Origin of the sequence: Arthrobacter sp. A5, from assembly GCF_051131705.1 — a bacterium.
GTDB lineage: Bacteria > Actinomycetota > Actinomycetes > Actinomycetales > Micrococcaceae > Arthrobacter_M.
This window is the reverse complement of sequence record NZ_CP180316.1, coordinates 3,970,606-3,988,084: the sequence shown is the minus strand read 5'-3', so window position 1 is coordinate 3,988,084 and position 17,479 is coordinate 3,970,606. Positions and strand designations below refer to the sequence as shown.

General features: G+C 65.2%; 13 protein-coding genes. 4 read left to right on the top strand and 9 right to left on the bottom strand.

The window, feature by feature from the left end:
- Positions 1-156: 156 nt before the first annotated feature.
- Positions 157-834, bottom strand: a complete 678-nt coding sequence (locus ACLLJI_RS18895; protein ID WP_283559031.1) for a Crp/Fnr family transcriptional regulator — start codon at positions 832-834, stop codon at positions 157-159.
- 406 nt (positions 835-1,240) lie between these two features.
- On the opposite strand from ACLLJI_RS18895, the gene ACLLJI_RS18890 reads away from it, so the two are divergent.
- On the top strand, positions 1,241-2,425 hold the full coding sequence (locus tag ACLLJI_RS18890) for a MarP family serine protease (protein WP_434615586.1): 1,185 nt from the start codon (positions 1,241-1,243) through the stop codon (positions 2,423-2,425).
- Between the two features lie 48 nt (positions 2,426-2,473).
- Here the strand turns inward: ACLLJI_RS18890 and aroQ are convergent, their stop codons facing one another.
- From aroQ to acs, 8 genes are all read right to left on the bottom strand, one after another.
- Positions 2,474-2,938, bottom strand: coding sequence for a type II 3-dehydroquinate dehydratase (aroQ, locus tag ACLLJI_RS18885; protein ID WP_434615583.1), 465 nt, complete (start codon positions 2,936-2,938; stop codon positions 2,474-2,476).
- Positions 2,939-3,026: 88 nt separating this feature from the next.
- Entirely contained in the window at positions 3,027-5,228 is a 2,202-nt protein-coding gene (locus ACLLJI_RS18880) for an alpha-galactosidase (protein ID WP_434615580.1), read from the bottom strand.
- A gap of 33 nt (positions 5,229-5,261) precedes the next feature.
- Positions 5,262-6,050, bottom strand: coding sequence for a DeoR/GlpR family DNA-binding transcription regulator (locus ACLLJI_RS18875; protein ID WP_434615577.1), 789 nt, complete (start codon positions 6,048-6,050; stop codon positions 5,262-5,264).
- 80 nt (positions 6,051-6,130) lie between these two features.
- Positions 6,131-8,191, bottom strand: coding sequence for a beta-galactosidase (locus tag ACLLJI_RS18870; protein ID WP_434615574.1), 2,061 nt, complete (start codon positions 8,189-8,191; stop codon positions 6,131-6,133).
- An 8-nt stretch (positions 8,192-8,199) separates the two neighbouring features.
- Positions 8,200-9,117, bottom strand: coding sequence for a carbohydrate ABC transporter permease (locus ACLLJI_RS18865; RefSeq protein WP_434615571.1), 918 nt, complete (start codon positions 9,115-9,117; stop codon positions 8,200-8,202).
- Complete coding sequence (locus ACLLJI_RS18860; protein WP_434615568.1) at positions 9,114-10,076, bottom strand: carbohydrate ABC transporter permease; 963 nt, start codon at positions 10,074-10,076, stop codon at positions 9,114-9,116. The genes ACLLJI_RS18865 and ACLLJI_RS18860 overlap by 4 nt, the downstream gene beginning before the upstream one ends.
- A 79-nt stretch (positions 10,077-10,155) precedes the next feature.
- On the bottom strand, positions 10,156-11,478 hold the full coding sequence (locus ACLLJI_RS18855) for an ABC transporter substrate-binding protein (RefSeq protein ID WP_434615565.1): 1,323 nt from the start codon (positions 11,476-11,478) through the stop codon (positions 10,156-10,158).
- Positions 11,479-11,703: 225 nt separating this feature from the next.
- Positions 11,704-13,719 (bottom strand): acetate--CoA ligase, encoded by a 2,016-nt coding sequence (gene acs / locus ACLLJI_RS18850; RefSeq protein ID WP_434615562.1) that lies wholly within the window; start codon positions 13,717-13,719, stop codon positions 11,704-11,706.
- A 392-nt stretch (positions 13,720-14,111) separates the two neighbouring features.
- Here acs and ACLLJI_RS18845 point away from each other — a divergent pair, with 392 nt between their 5' ends.
- Genes ACLLJI_RS18845 through ACLLJI_RS18835 form a run of 3 tightly spaced genes read left to right on the top strand, consistent with a single transcriptional unit; the run spans position 14,112 to position 17,425 of the window.
- On the top strand, positions 14,112-15,803 hold the full coding sequence (locus ACLLJI_RS18845; protein WP_434615560.1) for a hypothetical protein: 1,692 nt from the start codon (positions 14,112-14,114) through the stop codon (positions 15,801-15,803).
- Between the two features lie 15 nt (positions 15,804-15,818).
- Positions 15,819-16,754: an endonuclease III gene (gene nth / locus ACLLJI_RS18840; protein WP_283559020.1), complete on the top strand. Its 936-nt coding sequence runs from the start codon at positions 15,819-15,821 to the stop codon at positions 16,752-16,754.
- Positions 16,751-17,425, top strand: a complete 675-nt coding sequence (locus ACLLJI_RS18835) for an NUDIX hydrolase (RefSeq protein ID WP_434615556.1) — start codon at positions 16,751-16,753, stop codon at positions 17,423-17,425. Before nth ends, ACLLJI_RS18835 begins: the two co-directional genes overlap by 4 nt.
- Positions 17,426-17,479: the final 54 nt, after the last annotated feature.

Below are 17,479 nucleotides of genomic sequence, written 5' to 3'. Positions count from 1 at the left end.
CGGGCATCCGCCCGGATTGGCAGCAGATACGGACGGGCACCGCGCTTCAGCAGGGGTGCCCGTCCATAATTGGTGCGCCTCTCAGCGGGTACCGCCGTGGCAGCCGCAGCGGCGACCCGGGCGCCGCCGTCGTACTGGCTGGCAAGAGGCCAGCGGCTAACGCGAGCGCTGGCGCAGACGGTTGATGTCAAGAATGACGACGGCGCGGGCCTCGAGGCGCAGCCAGCCACGTTGAACAAATTCGGCCAGAGCCTTATTGACGGTCTCACGCGACGCTCCGACCAACTGGGCCAGCTCCTCCTGCGTGAGTTCATGGGCCACCAACACACCGTCCGTGGCGGGGCGTCCAAACCGGTCCGCCAGATCCAGCAGCGCCTTGGCCACGCGGCCGGGAACGTCGGAAAAGACCAGATCCGAGAGGTTGTCGTTCGTGCGCCGCAGGCGGCGCGCCAGGGCCTGCAGGAGCTGCATGGAAACTTCGGGGCGGTTGCCCAGCAATGCGTTGAGGCTTTCGTTCTTCAACCCGGCCAGCCGCGTCTCGGAGACCGCGGTTGCGGTCGTGCTGCGGGGCGCCGGATCAAACAGCGCCATCTCGCCGAACAGCTCGCCCGGGCCGAGGATGGCCACCAGCGATTCACGGCCGTCCGGAGACGTCCGGCCCAGCTTGACCTTGCCGGAAACGATGAAATACAGCTGGTCGCCCTGGTCGCCCTCCCGGAAAACGGAGGCCCCCCGGGAGAGGTCCACCTCAGCCAGCTCGTCCGTTAACAGACGGAATGCCTCGTCGTCAAGCGTGGCAAACAACGGTGCCCTGCGCAGTACCTCGATGTCCATGAAATCTCCTGTTGGAAGTGGGCGAATAGTGGCGTTATGACAATTGTTTCAGAATTCTCACCGTTTTGTGACCAACTTGGCATCAGCACCGGTTGTGCGGCTGCCGGAGGGCGCCTAAAAGACTCCCAGGACGGGGTCGCCCCCACGGCTGCCGCCCGGGACGTCGTCGGGCAGTGTTTTCCGGCTAAGGGGCTGCGAACCGGCTCATCACCGCGGCGGTGGTTGGCCGCCGTCGGGCAGCGTTTTCCGCCCGGCGGCACTGCGACCCTGCGGTCCCTCCCGTGGCGGGACGGAATCCGCCTTCCCCGCCATGCGGGCGGCAGTGGGCAGACGCTCAGGTTTCGTCCCGGTCGGGGAGGCTAAACTTGGCAGTCCGGACCCGATCGTGGCCGGGGCAAGGACGGGCATGTTCGGATTCACTGTGCTGGACCTGGTGTTGCTGCTGTGGCTCATCGGTCAGCTTATCTACGGCCTGCGTGTGGGACTCGTGGTGAGCCTTGGCGGCATCCTCGGCTTTGTGGCCGGCGCGGCGGCTGCGTTCTTTGCCGTTCCCTTTGTGAGTTCGCTGGCCGGCGACAGCGGCTGGCGGACGGTGGCCGTGATCGCGGCCGTGCTGGTGCTCGTGGTGCTGGGCCATACGCTGGGAATCCGGCTGGGCACGCTGATCGGGCGGCGGGTGAAGTTCCGCCCGGTGCGTGCGGTGGACCGGCTGCTCGGCGGGGCGCTGAACCTGGGCGTGGGGGCGCTGATGATCTCGGTGCTCGCCTTCAGTGTCTCCAACCTCGGCATCCCGTTCGTCTCCACGCAGCTGGGCCAGTCCAAGGTCATCGGCACCATTGATTCACTCACGCCGACGCCAGTGAAATCGTCCGTGGCGCAGCTGCGTTCCATCGTGCTGAACGAGGGCATCCCGCAGCTGTTCGATCAGCTCGGCCCGGTGACGCCGATGAATCCGCCGAACACCAGTACCGACACCCCAGCGCTGAATTCGGCCGCGCAGTCCATCTTGAAGATCACCGGGACGGCGTTCCAGTGCGGTCAGAATCAGACGGGCTCGGGCTTTGTGGTCTCGCCCGGCCGGGTGGTGACGAACGCGCACGTGGTGGCCGGGGTGAGCCGCCCCGTGGTGGAGCTTCCCGGCGGTGGCTCGCTTCCAGGCCGTGTGGTGTCCTTTGATCCACAGCAGGATCTGGCGGTGATCGCCGTCGACGGGCTGCAGACGGCCACGCTGCCGCTGGGCAGCCAGCTGCAGGCAGGGGACGGGGCCGCTTTTGCCGGCTACCCGCACGGCGGTCCGTTCACCTCGGAACCGGCAACGGTCCAGACCGTCTCCAACGTGCTGGTGCCGGATATCTATGGGCAGAATCCCGCCGCCGAAGAGGTGTACCAGTTGGCCGCCGATGTGCAGCCCGGTAACTCCGGCGGTCCATTGCTGAACAACTCCGGCCAAGTGGTGGGCGTCGTTTTTGCACGGGCGACGGCGGCGGCGCAGGTCGGTTACGCGTTCACGCTCACGGAGCTGGCTCCGGTGGTGCATGCGGCGCCGGGGCTGGACCAGCAGGTTTCCGCCGGGCAGTGTACGAAGAAGTAGCCGTATGCACCGGTGGCGCCGGGGCCGGTGGTGTGGGACCGCCGTCCCTTACCGTGCGAGGGCTTTAGCCAGATAGCTGATGGCGAGTTCGTAGCCGTGCATGCCCGCGCCCACGATCACCGCGTCCACCACTGCGGAGAGGTAGGAGAAGTGCCGGAATTCTTCGCGCCGGTGCACATTTGAAATATGCACCTCCACGGCCGGCAGCCCGACGCCGGCCAGCGCGTCACGGATGGCGATCGAGGTGTGCGTATACGCGCCGGCGTTGATCACGATGCCCACCGCCGAATCCCTGGCCGCATGGATCGCGTCCACCAGGGCGCCCTCGTGATTGGACTGGATGAAGTCCGAGTCGAACCCATGCCCGCGGGCAGCGACCGCCACGAGATCCTGCAGATTGACTAGGGTTGCATGGCCGTAGATGCCTGGCTCGCGGGTTCCCAGCAGGTTGAGGTTGGGCCCGTTCACGATCAGGATGGTGCCACGGCCGGTCGAAGACGCTTCAGAGGTCATATCCCACTATCCCATTTTGTCCCGTGTGAGGTGCCCGTAGTGAGGGCAATCGGGTGACGCTGCCGCAACACGGGCAGCTCAAATCGGATCAAGGGGCGGAGAAGTGCAGGAGTATGGCGTGCTCCGGGTTCAGAATCGGCATCGGAAGGCCGACCTCCGCCAGGAACTGTCCGGACGCCCTCACCCCGTCGGCCACCCAGGCGGGCGGAGCTGCCTGGGTGAAGGTCCCGCCCCGCATGGGGTATATCAGGTCAACCCGGTAGTTCCGTTCCGCCGCCAGGCCGGGGACGCAGACGCGGCCCGTCTGCTCTGCGTACGACGTCGAGACGGCCACGAGCGCGAACAGCGCCTCTGTCGCGTCCCCGGCAACGACGCCGTGCAGCAGCAGCGATGGATCGGGCAGATCTGCGCGGACCATTCGTCCGCCGTGGATCAGTGGGCGGAACCGCTTATAAAGGGCGATGAAGCCTCGCAGCTCGTCTCGTTCGGCACCGGCGACGGTACGGATGTCCCATTCCAAGCCGAAGTGGCCAAACAGCGCGGTGATGGCGCGGAACGACAGTTCGTGGGTGCGGGCCGTGGTGTGCGAGGTGGTGGGGCCGATGTGGGATCCGACAAGTTCCGGCGGGACTACGATGCCGGTCCAGCGCTGAATGGTCTGCCGTTCCAGCGCATCGTTGCAGTCCGAGGCCCAAATCCGGTCCGTCCGTTCCAGGATCCCCAGGTCAACCCGGGCTCCACCGGAGGAGCAGCTTTCAATTTCCACCGTCGGATGCGCAGCCCGGAGTGCGTCGAAGAGCCGGTAAGCGGCCAGCGTCTGTTCGTGCACGGAGGGCCGGTCCGCGTGGCCCATCTCGAGCAGATCCCGGTTCTGGTCCCACTTGAGGTAGGCGATGGGATGCGCGGTCAGCAGCGCGTCCATTCGGTCGTAGATGTACTGCCATGCCTCCGGGTTGACGAGATCCAGCACCTGCTGATGTCGCCACTCCAGCGGCAGCCGGTGGGTCTGTTCCGGACGCGACCAAGCAGCGGTTTCGACTCCATCGGCCGGTTCGGCTTGACCGGCGGGTTCGGCCCGGGCGGCGGCGGGGCCGGCTATCCAATCAGGATGGGCACGTGCGGTGTCGGAGTCGGAGTTGATCATTTCCGGCTCCACCCACAGGCCGAACTCCATGCCCCTGCTGGTGACCGCCTCGATCAGCGGACCCAAACCGTCGGGCCAGATGTCAGCGTCGACGTACCAGTCACCTAAACCCGCGTGATCGTCGCGGCGGTGCCGGAACCAGCCGTCGTCGAGCACGAAGCGCTCCGCACCCAGTTCCGCTGCAGACGCGGCCAGTTCCGTCAGGACGTCCAGATCGTGATTGAAGTAGACCGCTTCCCAGGTATTCACGACAACCGGCCGCGGTGAGGAGGGGTGGTGTCCGCGGGCGCGGAACCAAGCATAAAAGGCCTCGGAGATTCCGTCCAGACCGCGGTCGGAGTACGCCGCAAAGAGCGGCGGCGTGGCGTAGCTCTGTCCCGGTGTCAGGAGCACCTCGCCGGATCCCAGGAGCTCCGCGGCACCGATCACGGTGCGACCGTCCGCCAACCCCTCCACATAGGCCTGATGGTTCCCGCTCCAGGCAAAATGCGCCGCCCAGACCTTTCCTTGGCGGTTGCCGAAACCGGCGGATCCGACGGCCAGCAGCAGCGCGGAATCATGGCCGGTGCGGCCGTGCCGGCCGCTGCGCAGCCAGGTTCCCTGCTGGACCGGTCGTCGCTGCGGATGGCGTTCCCGGCACCAGCGGCCCGTCAGATCCAGGATCTCGGTCCCGTCCGGGCCTATCGGGAGCACAGCGGCGAGTTCCTCCAGCGCGTAATCCGTCGTGCCATCGTTGGTCAGCGTGTGCCGTATCTCCAGCAGACCGCCGTCGTGCAGGTTAAGTTCACTGACAACCGTCAGGCCCAGTTCCGCATCCTCCTGCGTGAGGATGGCCGAGGTGCCGGTGGCCCGCATCCCGGTCAAGCTCAGCCGGGCGGAGAAGCCCGTTCCCGCCGCGCCCTGTGTCCCGGCGCTCCCGCGCAGCCCAGGGCGGCCGCGCCATCCTGAGGACGCCTGCGGCAACAGGCCCAGCACCACCGGAGTGTCCAGCGCGGAATGCGGTACCGGCATGCCACCTGACCCCAGGGCGGACAGATCCGGCAGTGTTGCACCCAAATCCGCACCCCAGTGCAGCACGGAGGGCTCACCGGAGCTGACGTCGATCAGTACGCTCGCGCTGTCGACGCGCAGGTATATCGGGTCCATCAGGCACCTCTTCGGGAAGTCTGGAACAGTCGGTCAGGCGGATTGCTGCTGCGGGACAGGGACCAGCCGCAGCCGGCCCACGCGCTGGCGCAGTACCCGCTGCGCGTCCTGGCCGAGGCCCGCGTCGCTGATCACTTCGTCCACATCCTCCAGGGCCGCGATGGTGCTGATGCCCTGCATGCCCCATTTGCTGTGATCTGCCAGGACCACCACCTTGCGTGACGCCGCAATCAGGGCCCGGTCCATTTCTGCTTCGAGCAGGTTGGGCGTGGTGAAGCCCGCGTCCGCGTCCACCCCGTGGACCCCGAGGAAGAGCAGATCCAGGTGCAGCTGACGCACCGACGAGGTGGCAATCGGGCCCACCAGTGCATCTGAGGGTGTCCGTTCGCCGCCCGTGAGAATGACGGTCAGCTTGGCGGCGGAGGCATGGAAAACATCCGCGATCCGCACCGAATTGGTCACCACGGTGAGACCCCTCTTCTGGCAGAGCAGTTTCGCCAGCGCAAAGGTGGTGGTGCCGGCGCTGAGCCCGATCGCCATTCCTTCCTGTGCCAGTGAGGCGGCTTCGGCGGCAATCGCTTCCTTTTCGTCTTGGGCTTGGGTGGATTTGAGCTCAAAGCCGGGCTCGTGCGTGCTGGCACCGCCCCGGATCTTGGCACCGCCGTGGATTTTCTCCAGCAGGCCCGCTTCATCAAGCACATCGATGTCACGGCGCACCGTCATCAGGGAAACCCCGAACATTTCGGCCAGATCCGAGACACGGACCACCCCCTCGCGCGCAACGGCGGCAGCGGTGGCGGAGCGGCGGGCATCGGCTAGCATCTGGGTTCCTCACGTAGGGTTGGGAGCTCACACTTGAGTGGGCGGATCGGCCAGCTAGTCGGGCTGATCGGCTGGTTGGGCTAGTCGGGCTGCTCGTCTAAACGGACGACGGCGGTCCGGCCGGCCTGCACAGTGAGCAGTGGCCCGACGCTCTCGCCGCTGAGCAGCTCCGTGCCGGAGACCTGCAGGCCGGCGGCCCGATCGCTGTGGTTCATGACAAAGAGCCAGCTGCGGCCATCCCGCGAACGCTTCACCACCTCGACATCCTCCGGAACATCCGCCACTACGGGACGGACGCCGGCCACCGTGGCGATGTCCGCGAGCAGTGCGGACATCCCTGCGGACGTGAGCGACGTCGCGAGATAATAGGCCAACCCGCTGCCGTGCGTGTTGCGGGTAACCGCCGGCGAGCCGGCCACTGCGCCACCGGTGAATGTCGCCATGGTTTCCGCCGTCGTCGTCCGCCCCAGTTCGCTCCACACGCTTCCTTCACCGAAGCCGCTCAGCGGGACCGTCGCGCCGGCCCGCAGCGGGAAGAATTCTTCGATCCGCACGCCCAGCAGGTCGTGGAAGGCGCCGGGATATCCGTGTCCATGGATCGGGTCCATTCGGATGTGGTCATTTTCGTCCACGATGCCCGAGAAGTAACCGACCATCAGGTGCCCGCCGTCCTCCACGAACCGTGCGATGTTGGCCGTGCCCTCGTCGGTGAGCAGGTAGAGCATTGGCGCCACCACCAGCCGGTAGCCGGACAGGTCATCGGTGCTGCGCCGGATATCGGTGGTGATGCCGGCGCGGAAGAAGGCATCGTGCCAGCGACGGGTCTCGGCGATGCAGTCCGCGTCCACGCTGGGCTGCGAATCCAGTTCCGCGGCCCAGCGCGCATCCGTATCGTGCAGGATGGCGACCTGCACATCGGCCACGGTGGAACCCGCCACTTCGGAAATGGACCGCAGCGCCTGCCCCAGGTCCACCACCTCACGCCAGACTTTGCTGTCCGTCCCGGCGTGCGGCAACATGGCCGAGTGGAATTTCTCCGCACCCGCCCGGGAAGCGCGCCACTGGAAGAACAGCGCACCGTCGGACCCGCGCGCCACATGCGACAGCGAGTTGCGGAGCATCTCACCGGGCATCTTGGCGACATTGCGTGGCTGCCAATTCACCGCCGACGTGGAGTGTTCCATCAGCAGCCACGGTAGGCCGCCGGACCAGCCGCGTGACAGATCCGCCGTCATGGCCAGTTCCTGGAAGTTCCGCTCGTCGGCCGCTATCAGGTAATGATCATTGGAAACGATGTCCATGTGCCCGGCCCACCGCCAGTAGTCCACGGGCCGCTCCAGGGTCATGCTGAAGCCCATGAAATTGGTGGTGACCGGGTGCTGTGATCCCGCGCGGATGATCTCCGCCTCCGCGCGGAAGCACTCCAGCAGGGCATCTGAGGAGAAACGCGCGAAGTCCAGCTGCTGGGACGGATTGAGCCAGGTGCCGGACGCGCGCGGTGGCAGGATCTCTTCCCAGCTGTAGTAATGCTGGGACCAAAAGGCCGTTCCCCAGGCGGCGTTGAGGCCATCCAGGCTCCCGTACCGATGCTGCAGCCACGTCCGGAAGGCCGCGGCCGCGTTGTCGCCGTAATCTGGCTGGTTGTGACAGCCGTACTCGTTGTGGACATGCCACATAACGACGGCGGGATGGCGTGCGTAGCGCTCGACGATCGCCTTGGTGAGCGCGGCGGCGGCGCGGCGGTAGTCCGGGCTGCTGGCGCTGAAGGCTTGCCGGGAACCGTAACTGTGCCGGACGCCGTCGGCCGTCACCGGCAGGGACTGCGGGTACTTGTGGCTGAACCACGGTGGGGGAGATGCGGTCGCATTCGCCAGATCGACGCTGATGCCCTTGGCATGCAGCAGGTCGAGGACGCGATCCAGCCAATCGAATTCGTAGACCCCCTCCGCCGGTTCCAGCAGGGCCCAGCTGAAGATTCCCACACTGACGAGGTTGACGCCGGCTTCGCGCATCAGCGCCATGTCTTCGGCCCAGACGTCCTCCGGCCACTGCTCCGGATTGTAGTCGCCGCCGAAGGCCAGCCGCGGTCCGGAATCCGCATCTCCGGCGCCGATCCGTGAGGTCACGTAGTCCATGCTCATATCTTTTTCTATCCCTTACTTGAACCGAGAGTCAGGCCGGCAACAAAGTGCCGCTGCAGCAGCACGTACACAACGAGTGTGGGGACCACTGTGATCATGGCGCCGGCGGCCAGCAGATTGTAGTTGGACAGGAACTCGCCCTGCAGATTGTTGATCGCTGTGGTCACCGGGAGGCGGTCACCGGATTGAATGAACAACAGCGGCCAGAAGAAGTCGTTGTAGATAAAGATCAGCTCCAGGGTGGCCAGCGCGGCAATCGCGGGGCGGCACAGGGGGATGATTATTTCCCAATACTGGCGCCAGATGCCCGCGCCGTCCACCAGGGCTGCCTCGGTCAGATCCGAGGAGAGCGCCTTCATGTAATTCGACAGCACGAAGGTGCAGAAACCGATCTGGAACGCCGTGTTGACGGCAATGACGCTGATGTAGGTATTGAGCAGGTTTCCCGAATCGCTGAACCAATACGGCAGGCCAAAGTGTTTAAACATGGAGAACAGCGGGGCCGCCAGGACCTGCGGGGGCAGCAGATTGCCGGCTGTGAACATGATCAGCAAGGTGATGTTGAATTTCCAGCTCACTCGGCTGACGGCGAACGCCATCATCGAGGAAAAAAGCAGCACCAGGATAATCGTGGGGACCGTGATGATTATGGAGTTGAGGAAATATTTAGGAAATCCGCCCTGATTCCAGGCGGTGACAAAGTTATCGAAATTGAAGACCCCGCCAAGACTGAAATACCCGAACTTGTCCGTATCAGCCTTGGGCCGGAGGGCGGTGTACAGGGACCAGCCCAGCGGGATGAGCCACATGACGGCCATCACGGTCAGGAAGATGTGGGTCCCGTAATGGCGCTTGTGGGCACGGCGGCCGGCCTGGACGCCGGCGCTGCCGGATTTTGCCTGGAGGGAGCTGACTGAGGTGCTCATTCGGATTTTTCCTTCCCGAAGGCGCGGGACAAGTAGAAGACGATGGGAACCAGGGAAATGACCAGCAGAATCACGGCGAGCGCCGAACCGACGCCGATGACCTGGCCCTCGCCCACGAGGTTTTGGATCACCAGGGCACTGATGAGTTCCAGACCGTTGGTGCCGCGGTTGATGACATACACAATGTCGAAGGCGCGCAGTGATTCGATGATGGTGATGACGACAATTACGATGTTGATCGGACGCATGGCAGGCAGGACCACGCGGAAGAACGTCTGGTAGGCGTTGGCCCCGTCCAGCGCTGCGGCTTCCTTCAGCGAAGCATCCACGCCCTTGAGGCCGGCCAGGTACAGGATCATGACGTAGCCGGCATGCCGCCAGGTTGCGGCGATCAGCGCGGCCCAGATATTGACGTCCGAATTGCCGAACCAGTCCACCGCCTGCGGCGTCCCGGCGGTGCCCAGCAGGAAGTTCAACAGGCCGTTGTCCTTTTGGTAGAACAGTTGCCAGATTATGCCGATCAGGGCCAGCGAGAGCATCACCGGCATGAAGAAAATACTCTGGTAGATCTTGCTGCCGCGGATATTCTGATCCAGCAGCACAGCAAGCAACAGTCCCAGCGGAGTGGCGATGATCGCCAAAAACACCAGCCAGAGAATGTTGTGCTGCACCGCCGGCCAGAACGGCGGGTAATCATTGAAAACGTAGTTGTAGTTGTCCGCTCCGGCGGCCTTGATATCGGACAGGTCCAGTCCGTTCCAGCGCACAAACGACAGTCCGATGGACAGCACCGTCGGTATCCAGATCAGCACCAGCTGGATCAGGGTCGGGATGCCGACCATGATGCTGAGGACGATCTTGTCCGTGCGGGACATCCGCCGGACCTTGCGGTTCCGACGGCGTCCGCCCGGGGCTTCGGCAGAAACCAGGGCCACCGGTGATTGGGTTGACGAACTCATAGCAACTCGTTTTCTCGGGAGCGGATGAAACCGGTGAAGGCGCCGCGGTCAGGATCGGGCCCAGGATCGGGCCGTGCCGCTACTGGGCGGCGTATAGCTGCTTTGCCTGGGCTTCAAGGTTTTTGACGTCCACGGAGCCATCCTTAATGAATGCCTGCAGCGCAGGAATCATCACGTTGTTCGCCATCGCGGGAAGAGCATCCCGGTCAAAGAACTGGCTGATGCTCTTGGCGTTGGCAATAACGTCCGCACACTTCTTGTTCAGCGGACTGAATTTGGACAGGTCCGCACCCTTCACGGTGGCGATGTTGGACGGGTCCACCGAGGCATACGCCTCCTGGCCCTCAGCGGTGCCCATGAACGCCATGAAATCGTGTGCGGCCTGATTCTGGCCGCCCTTCTTGGACAGCAGCAGCCCGTCGATGGGGGCCTCCACCGCATCCATCCCTTCCATCGCAATCTCCGGGAACGGGAAGAAGTCGACGTCCGCCAGAAGAGCCGGGTCCGTGAACTGCTGGGTGACAAAGGAGCCCAGCAGGTACATGCCGGATTTTTTGTCGCCCAGGGATTTGGCGGAGTCCTGCCACGTCATGCCCAAGGCACCGGGGTTCTGGTACGGCAGCAGCGCCTTCCAGGTGTCGAAGACGTCGCTGACCTTCTTCTGGTCCCAGGACTCCTTGTGAGCGGTGAGGTCCATGTGGAACTGGTAGCCGTTGAGGCGCATGTTGATGTAATCGAAGGTGCCGAACGCGGGCCAGCCGTCTTTGTCGGCGAATTCGATGGGGATGAGGCCATCAGTCTGCATCTTGGCGCACAGGGTCTTGAGCGCGTCGAAGGTCGCGGGCACCTCGTAGCCCTTCTCCGCCCAGAAGCTTTTCAGGTAGAAGAACCCCCAGGGGTAGTTGTAGTTCGGCACGAAATATTTTTTACCATCCGGACCCGTGGAGGCCTTCTTCATGGCGTCGGAGAAGTTGGTGCCGATCTTGTCCCAGACGTCATCGACGGGCGTGAGCAGTCCCTTACCGGCGTAGTACTGCATCCGGTAGCCGGCAAACCAGGTGAAAGTATCGTCCGGGCTGCCCTGCAGGTAGGTGTTGATTTTGTTCTGGAAGTCGTTGTGCGGCACCACATTCGTTGCCACGGTGATGCCCGACTTCTTGGTGAAGGCGTCCGTCACGGCCTTGTAGGCGGCCTTGGGAACATCATCGGATGAGCCGGAACCAAAGGTCAGCGACTTCGAGGCGGTGGCGGCGGCGCCGGGTCCGCTGCCACCGGTGCAGGCGGAGATGAGGGGAATGCCGGCCAGGCCGACAGCGCCGACGCCGAAGGTCTTGAGCAAGGTGCGGCGGCCCATGCCCGTGCGGTTGATATCGGCGGCGGAGCGCTCTTCATTTGGTGACATGATTTCTCCTTGAAAGACATGCAGCTGTGAAGCAGATCACATACCAGCAAGCATAAAAGGATCAAAATCGAACGTCAAGACCCAAAAGATATAATTTTCGATCATTTCGTCACGTTTGCGTTACGGTGTTAAACAGCTGAGGCACGCGCGATGGGGCGAAGATGCCCGGACGGCCCATCGTGCGCACCTCAGATTGGGAGGGTGCTGCGGTTACTGCTGCTGCGGCTACTTTTTGAGTGAATCGGCGATCTGCTGCATCACCGAGTTGTCCGCCAAAGTGGACGCATCGCCCACGTCGCGGCCCTCCGCGACGTCCTTGAGCAGCCGCCGCATGATCTTCCCGGAGCGGGTCTTGGGCAGCTCGGGCACCACCAGGATGGTCTTGGGCTTGGCGATCGGGCCGATCTCCTTGCCCACATGGTTGCGCAGCGTCGTAACAATATCGGGATCATCAACGGCGCTGCCGCGCAGAATCACAAACGCCACAACCGTCTGGCCGGTGGTCTCGTCCGCTGCCCCCACGACGGCTGCCTCCGCCACCGAGGGGTGGCTGACCAACGCTGATTCGATCTCGGTGGTGGAGAGCCGGTGCCCGGAGACGTTCATGACGTCGTCGACCCGCCCGAGCAACCAGACGTCGCCGTCGTCGTCGAACTTGGCACCATCACCGGCAAAGTACATCGAGTCGAAACGGGACCAGTAGGTGTCCTTGTAGCGCTGCTCGTCGCCCCAGATGCCGCGCAGCATGGCCGGCCAGGGCTCGCGGATCACCAGATACCCGCCGCTGCCGTTCGGTACCGATTCACCCATCTCATCCACCACATCCACCGCAATGCCCGGCAGCGGTGTCTGCGCCGAACCCGGCTTGGTGGCGGTGACGCCGGGGAGCGGGGCGATCATCTGCGCGCCGGTCTCGGTCTGCCACCAGGTGTCCACGATGGGCGCCGGGTTCTCCTTCTTTTCGCCGTTCCTGCCCGCGTTGGCGCCGATCACGTCCCGGTACCACATCCAGGCCTCGGGGTTGATCGGCTCGCCCACGGAACCGAGCACCCGGATGGAGGACAGGTCGTACTTGGTCGGGATCTCGCGTCCCCACTTCATGCAGGTCCGGATCGCGGTGGGCGCAGTGTAGAGGATGGAAACCTTGTACTTTTCGATCAGTTCCCACCAGCGGCCCTGATGCGGCGAATCCGGGGTGCCCTCGTAGATGAGCTGGGTGGCGCCGTTGATCAGCGGCGCATAGGCCACGTAGGTGTGTCCGGTGACCCAGCCGACGTCGGCCGTGCACCAGTAGACGTCCGTTTCCGGGTGCAGGTCAAAGACGGCCTTGTGTGTGTAGGCCGCCTGCGTCAGGTAACCGCCGGTGGTGTGCAGAATGCCCTTGGGCCTGCCGGTGGTGCCCGAGGTGTAGAGGATGAACAGCGGATGTTCGGCATCATGGCCGACGGCGGTGTGCTCGGCGGACGCAGCGCCGACCGAATCGTCCCACCACAGATCGCGGCCCTCGGTCCAGTCAACGTTCTCACCGTTGCGCTTGACGACGACGACGTGCCCGACGGTGTGCCCGGGTGCGGTGAGGGCCGCGTCAACGGCCGGTTTGAGGGCGCTGGGTTTGCCGCGGCGGTAGGTGCCGTCCGCGGTGACGACGAGTTTCGCCTCGGCATCGTCGATGCGTGATCGCAGGGCGTCCGCGGAGAAGCCGCCGAACACGACGGAGTGCACTGCACCGATCCGGGCGCACGCCAGCAACGTGATGACGGCCTCCGGAATCATCGGAAGGTACACCGCGACGCGGTCGCCCTTGACCACGCCAAGGGATTCAAAGGCGTTGGCGGCCTTCTTGACCTCCTCGGTCAGCTGGGCGTAGGTGTAGGTGCGGGTGTCGCCGGGCTCACCTTCGAAGTAGATGGCGACCCGCTCGCCCAGGCCGTTTTCAACGTGCCGGTCGAGGGCGTTGTAGGCCGCATTGAGCTGGCCGTCGCCGAACCACTTGGCGAACGGCGGGTTTGACCAGTCGAGAGTCTCGGTGAAGTCCTTGTGCCAGGACAGCAGCCCACGGGCCTGTTTGGCCCAGAAAGCCGGTCGGTCCGCTGCAGCCTCCTCATATTCGCCGGCCTGGATGACCGCATGGGCGGCGAAGTCGGCGCTCGGCGGGAACCTGCGGTTTTCGTGCAGCAGGTTTTCCAGCGCATCGCCGGTATTGCTGGTGGCAGCCGAAGCCGCGGTCGTGTCCTGGGACATCTCTAACCCTCTATTCCCTACGGGTGCCGGCGAACGGTGGCATGGTTGCCTTCCGTCTGTATCTGCTGCTGGATCTGCACCTGCCGGCACGAAGATTGGTTCCGTCTTAAACCTTAGCGCGGAAGAAGTCACGCGTGTCCGCGGTCACATGGTCCGGCCGCGAATGGGCCGGATCTGCGCCCAAGTGCGCCCGGAATCGCCTCGGACAGCCGCGGCGACGGGCCGCGGTGGGGGATCCTGCTGGAGATGTCAGGTTTGTGTCATTAGGCTGTAATGGAACCGTGATTTGGCGACGACACCCGCGGGCCGTCGTCGACAAGTTCCCAACTGATGAACGTTCCCAACAGACACACCGGCCGGCTGCTGGACCGCCGTTCGGCTAGGAGCAGCTAATGACAGAGCAGCATTTCGGCGCAGGACACAGGGCCGCAGAGAGCTCCGGAAGCACCGGGCCCGGCAACGAGGAGGCGCACGCTGAGGCGCAGACCGCATCCGGCATTGCAGCGGGCGCCCACGCGGTGCCCGCCCGTGCGGATGCAGCCGGTACGAGTGCGAATACCGGGCCGGGCACTGGCGCGGCATCCGCGGACCAGCAGGCCGCGGGACACGGATCACCTCCGGCGGCCAGGGCTGCTGCGGCCCGGAGCCAGGCACTGCTGGGTCCGCTGACCCTGCGCGATCTGGTGGCGCTGGGATCTGTCGTGGTGATCTTCATCGCCTCCCTGCTTCCGCTTTTCCAGACCGATTATTACGTCAATGTGTGGAACGGCTTCTCGCTGTACTTCCTTGTCATCGGCATTCTGCTGCCGCTGCTGGTCGGCGCGTTGTTCCTGGCCCGCCGGCTGGTGCCCACCGCCAAAATCCGGGTCGGTTCGCTTTCCGCGGACCAGTTCGGCTCCGTGGTGGCCTCTTTCGCTGCCGGCTTCTTCTTCCTCTACACGGTGACCGATTTCCGGCTGGCCTTCCTGATCGGTCTGATCGGTTCCCTCGGCCTGCTCGCGTCTACAGTCGCAGCGCCTTGGCTGCCCTTCTTTGTCGGTGATTTTGCGGACCGTTCCGAGACGCCCGCGCATCTCGTGGCCCGGGACATCGTTCCTGCCGTCGTTAAGCCCGCGTCCCCTAAGCCGGCTGCGGCCAAACCGAAGCAGCGCCCCGTCGCGCAAGGTGCGGGCAGCGCTCCCTCCGCGGGCACTCCACACACCCACGCCGGCCAGCACGGCAGCCACGATGCGGGCCAGCACGGCAGTCACGTTGGAGCAAAGCTCGGGGGGACGGCGACCGCGTTCGCAGCCCGGCTGCGAGGCCGCGGCGTTGCCGACGCGCCCTCCGCTGCCGACGCGCCCTCCCCTGCCGCGGGGAATAACCCTGCCGCGGGGAATAACGCTGCCGCGGGGAATAACGCTGCCGCGGGGAATAACGCTGCCGCGGGGAATAACGCTGCCGCGGGGAATAACGCTGCCGCGGGGAATAACGCTGCCGCGGGGAACAACGCTGCCGCGGGGAACAACGCTGCCGCGGGGAACAACGCTGCCGCGGGGAACAACGCTGCCGCGGGGAACAACGCTGCCGCGGGGAATAACGCTGCCGACGCGCCCTCCGCTGTCGCGGGAAATAACCCTGCCGCGGGGAACAAAGCAGCGGCTGGCCAGTCCCGAACACCTGACACGGCCGCCCCGGCAGGCGCCGCCGTCGAACCTGACCCGCGCCCGCACGCCGCGGCCCAAGCAGCTCCGCGGACGACCGTGAACCCGGCCGTCCACACCGAGGCGCAGCCGGCTCGCGACAACGCGGAGAGCCGTCCCGCTCCGGCGAGCATCGGCGCCACCGTCGACCCGTCGTCACGCGCGAAGACTAATCAGGACCACGATGAAAATCCCGTCTACGACGCCTTCTGGTTCGCCGTGGATCGGCCGCGCCCCGTCGTCGACGAGACGAGCGGCGCGTTTGTGTACAACGTCGAGCCCGGCGTCTGGATCCTGGCGCTGCAGGACCGCGGGCATGACTTCCTGGTGCAGAACACCGAGGGTCGCGTGGGCGTACTGCGTGATCTGAGCAACATCGAGCGGGCGCCCGAGGGCGAGTAGTCCGTGTCCAACCGAATGCCTGCCACAGACGTCCCGAGCGGCGGCGAATCACCGCTGGCGCTCAAGCGGCGCGCCCGCAAAATTAACCGGCTGCTCGCGGACGCCTACCCTTACGCACACGCGGAGCTTGATTTCAGCAACGCGTTCGAACTTGTGGTGGCCACGGTGCTCTCCGCGCAGACCACGGATGTGCGGGTCAACCAGACGACGCCGGCGCTTTTCGCGAAATACCCCGATGCGCGGGCGCTGGCGGAGGCCAACACCGCGGAGCTGGAAACCATGATCCAGCCCACCGGGTTCTTCCGCGCGAAGACACGCAGCCTGATCTCGTTGGCCACGAGGATAGTCGATGAGTACGACGGCGTGGTGCCGGGGCGGTTGGAAGATCTGGTGACGCTGGCCGGCGTCGGACGCAAAACCGCCAATGTGGTGCTGGGCAACGCTTTTGGCATCCCCGGAATCACCGTGGACACCCACTTCATCCGGTTGTCCCAGCGCTTTGGCTGGACGGCATCCGCGGACCCGGTCCAGATCGAATCCAATGTGGGTGCACTCTTCGATCCGGCCGACTGGACCATGCTCTCGCACCGCGTGGTCTTCCACGGGCGCCGCGTTTGCCACGCGCGGAAACCCGCCTGCGGAGCCTGCCCTGTCGCTACGCTGTGCCCTTCCTACGGCGAGGGCGAAACGGACCCGGAGAAGGCGAAAAAACTGCTCAAATACGAACTGGCGCCAGGCAACGAGGAATTGCTCGCGCGCATGCTGGCGGACGTCTCCCGGGCGGCCGAATACCGGCAGGAATCCCAGCGCCTGGCGCAACCCCTGCCACGATCCGGGAGCACGCCGGCCCCGCCGGAGCCGGTGCAGGGCCCGGGCAGCGACGATGCGGAGCCGGCAGGCGGTGCACAGACCCGCGGGCAGGGGACCGCGAGGGCGGCGACGGGACAGTGAGCGTGTACGCGGACCTTGTCTCACTGGCAGGGGCGGCCGCCGCACTTGCCCCTGCCGGGGAGGATCGCCGTCTGCCCCCGGTGGACCCGGCGACCGCCCGCAAGGCCGCGGTGCTGCTGCTGTTCGGTGCGCTGGATTCCGTCCCCGCCGCTTCTGACAAACCGCTGGCCCCGGCTTCGCTTGACGTGCTGCTGATCGAGCGGGCCGCCACCCTGACGGATCATCCGGGCCAGGTCGCGTTTCCGGGAGGCGGGGTCGATCCAGGTGATGCCTCCGTGGACGCGGCAGCCCTGCGCGAAGCGGTGGAGGAAACCGGGCTGGATCCGGACGGCGTGGAGATCCTGGGCCGGCTGCCCGAACTTGCCTTGTCGGTCAGCAACTTCATGGTCACGCCGGTGTTGGCGTGGTGGCACTCGCCGTCGCCCGTCGCTGTGGTTGATTACGGTGAATCCGCCCAGGTTTTCCGGATACCGGTGCGGGACCTGCTGGACCCGGACAACCGGTATACGGCCACACTCACCCGTGGCCCGCAGACGTTCAGCAGCCCTGCCTTCCTGGTCAACGGCGTCGTCGTCTGGGGTTTTACCGCCGGCATCCTGAGCCGGGCGTTCGAACAGCTCGGCTGGTCCGTCCCGTGGGACACGGCCCGGGTCATTTCCCCGCCCCTCTGACACACCCCATTCGCCTCGCCCGCCCTTCACAACTAGGTCGCAGCAGATGCACTC

What these genes read in the sequence shown, in the direction of transcription:
- ACLLJI_RS18895 (WP_283559031.1), bottom strand. Translation starts at nt 834, where the DNA reads ATGGACATCGAGGTACTGCGCAGGGCACCGTTGTTTGCCACGCTTGAC.
- ACLLJI_RS18890 (WP_434615586.1), top strand. Translation starts at nt 1,241, where the DNA reads ATGTTCGGATTCACTGTGCTGGACCTGGTGTTGCTGCTGTGGCTCATC.
- aroQ (WP_434615583.1), bottom strand. Translation starts at nt 2,938, where the DNA reads ATGACCTCTGAAGCGTCTTCGACCGGCCGTGGCACCATCCTGATCGTG.
- ACLLJI_RS18880 (WP_434615580.1), bottom strand. Translation starts at nt 5,228, where the DNA reads ATGGACCCGATATACCTGCGCGTCGACAGCGCGAGCGTACTGATCGAC.
- ACLLJI_RS18875 (WP_434615577.1), bottom strand. Translation starts at nt 6,050, where the DNA reads ATGCTAGCCGATGCCCGCCGCTCCGCCACCGCTGCCGCCGTTGCGCGC.
- ACLLJI_RS18870 (WP_434615574.1), bottom strand. Translation starts at nt 8,191, where the DNA reads ATGAGCATGGACTACGTGACCTCACGGATCGGCGCCGGAGATGCGGAT.
- ACLLJI_RS18865 (WP_434615571.1), bottom strand. Translation starts at nt 9,117, where the DNA reads ATGAGCACCTCAGTCAGCTCCCTCCAGGCAAAATCCGGCAGCGCCGGC.
- ACLLJI_RS18860 (WP_434615568.1), bottom strand. Translation starts at nt 10,076, where the DNA reads ATGAGTTCGTCAACCCAATCACCGGTGGCCCTGGTTTCTGCCGAAGCC.
- ACLLJI_RS18855 (WP_434615565.1), bottom strand. Translation starts at nt 11,478, where the DNA reads ATGTCACCAAATGAAGAGCGCTCCGCCGCCGATATCAACCGCACGGGC.
- acs (WP_434615562.1), bottom strand. Translation starts at nt 13,719, where the DNA reads ATGTCCCAGGACACGACCGCGGCTTCGGCTGCCACCAGCAATACCGGC.
- ACLLJI_RS18845 (WP_434615560.1), top strand. Translation starts at nt 14,112, where the DNA reads ATGACAGAGCAGCATTTCGGCGCAGGACACAGGGCCGCAGAGAGCTCC.
- nth (WP_283559020.1), top strand. Translation starts at nt 15,819, where the DNA reads ATGCCTGCCACAGACGTCCCGAGCGGCGGCGAATCACCGCTGGCGCTC.